Annotated in this window: 2 protein-coding genes; both read right to left on the bottom strand. The window is 44.6% G+C overall.

Annotation, left to right across the window (positions count from 1 at the left end):
- Positions 1 to 116 precede the first annotated feature (116 nt).
- Positions 117 to 533, bottom strand: a complete 417-nt coding sequence (locus QRY16_RS21840) for a GNAT family N-acetyltransferase (RefSeq protein ID WP_290428384.1) — start codon at positions 531 to 533, stop codon at positions 117 to 119.
- A gap of 548 nt (positions 534 to 1,081) precedes the next feature.
- Positions 1,082 to 1,732, bottom strand: coding sequence for an HXXEE domain-containing protein (locus tag QRY16_RS21835; RefSeq protein ID WP_289778043.1), 651 nt, complete (start codon positions 1,730 to 1,732; stop codon positions 1,082 to 1,084).
- Positions 1,733 to 1,900: the final 168 nt, after the last annotated feature.

Genomic DNA, 1,900 nt, shown 5'->3' with positions numbered 1-1,900 from the left:
ACGCCAATGGCCACGTTACTTGATGGAAAACGGGTCTGGGCAGAAAAGAATCTGAACCAGATTTAATCTGACAGACACCTGTATAAATAACCGGTAACTGTCAGATCAGGTCTGAGCTAGTACATATTAGGCCGGGTAATAGCCCACGCGTAGTTTTTCTTATTCACCGGTTCATAGCCAAACTTTTCATAAAGCCAAGGCGCAGTTGTTGTGAATAACAAAATCCTGCGAAGCTTTTCAAACACCGGATGGCTATGAATACATTCCATAAGCCATCTTCCCAACCCGTCGCCTTGGTATTCCTCAAGTACATATACATCACAAAGATACGCGAAAGTAGCATAGTCCGTTATCAGACGTGCAAATCCTGCCTGGGATTCATGGTGATAAATGCCAAAGTTCAGGCTGTTCGCTACTGAAGCCGTAACGGTTTCCAGATCGATACCTTTTGCCCATATGGATCTCGTCAAATATTGATGCACAGCCTGTAAGTTCAACTTTGCATTGTCTGTACTGATCAGAAAATCATTCATACGCCATTCATGTATCGCTGAAATGCTCACTTTCACACCTGTCCAGATGATATAGGGAGATTTAACCTTATCATTATCTTAGAGAAATGATCCGAACTGAATCGTGATGACGTCTAAAGATTGAACTGTTAGCGCTAAAGCATAACGTCCGCTCCTCGCTCATAGCGGACCTTGCCCTTCGTATATATCCGCTTTGTGCGAGAAGCCGCCGTTCAATATGCGGTTATTTGACACCTCAGAATTATTTATAAATTCTCTGAATTACTGTTAACGCTGAGCCATTAAATATTCGATTAGCGAACTTATATTTAGAACCGTAGATGACTTAGGTTTAGCGTTCGATGGATATAACCATGTAGTGGAGAACTCTCCTGGTAAGTATTGGTGATCATGTGCTTTCCTTAATAAACATAAAGCCATGATTTGGTCGTGAGCGGGTTCACGGCAGGCTTTTTGCCCAACGAATAGCGAACCGAGCTACCTCGGGTCACCGCTTTTTATGGTGCGTTTGTTTGAAAAACCGTAACGATAAAACCCGATGACTTCTCTCAAAACCTTTGTCCGGCGCTCCGGCCCATTTCGGATTCTGAAAATGGATATTTCGACTGTTTACTTCGGAGCAGAATAATCGGGAGTAAAAACAGGAAAACCACCGCGCCGAGCGTAGCGAAGATGCCAGGCACGAAGTCTCCCGGGCTTGCGATATGGTTTATCGTTACGTACCAAATGTAATAAATACCAATGGGCAAGAAAAGGAATAGGGCCGTTGCGAGTCCAGGATTGTACAGACGCTTTATACGTACAGGAACGGCAATGCCGTGTGCGAGTACCTGAAACAAGCCCAATCCGACCTGCGCAAGGCCGAGCCAGATGAGGTCAGGAAAGGATATGGCCGCGATATAAAAGAGATAGGTCAATAGCGTATTGCTGATCATGCACTGATTGGCGTTTAAGGGATAGCGGTCAGGAATATCTTTCTCTCCCATCACCATTAAATTAGTGACCGTTGGAAATCCGCCGGGGTAGCCATATTCCTCAACTTGATGAGCGAGCATCGCCATGAAGCTGAATATCAAAATCACCTGAATGGGGCTGAATAAACTGCCCCAGAAGCCCATAAAAAACGAGAGGACGACAAAAATTATGCCTCCCACGAAGTACCAGTTGTGACGGTAGAAATTCAACACTCGTCTTTTCATACCGGGAAAACTCCTCGTATCAGGCATCAAGATTAAGCCATAAGTGTACTAGCTCAGACCTGATCTGACAGTTACCGGTTATTTATACAGGTGTCTGTCAGATTAAATCTGGTTCAGATTCTTTTCTGCCCAGACCCGTTTTCCATCAAGTAACGTGGCCATTGGCGT

This window comes from Mixta mediterraneensis, assembly GCF_030283135.1.
In the GTDB taxonomy this organism is placed as follows: domain Bacteria; phylum Pseudomonadota; class Gammaproteobacteria; order Enterobacterales; family Enterobacteriaceae; genus Pantoea; species Pantoea mediterraneensis.
The sequence above is the reverse complement of the archived record's forward strand: the minus strand, read 5'-3'. Positions and strand labels throughout refer to the sequence as shown.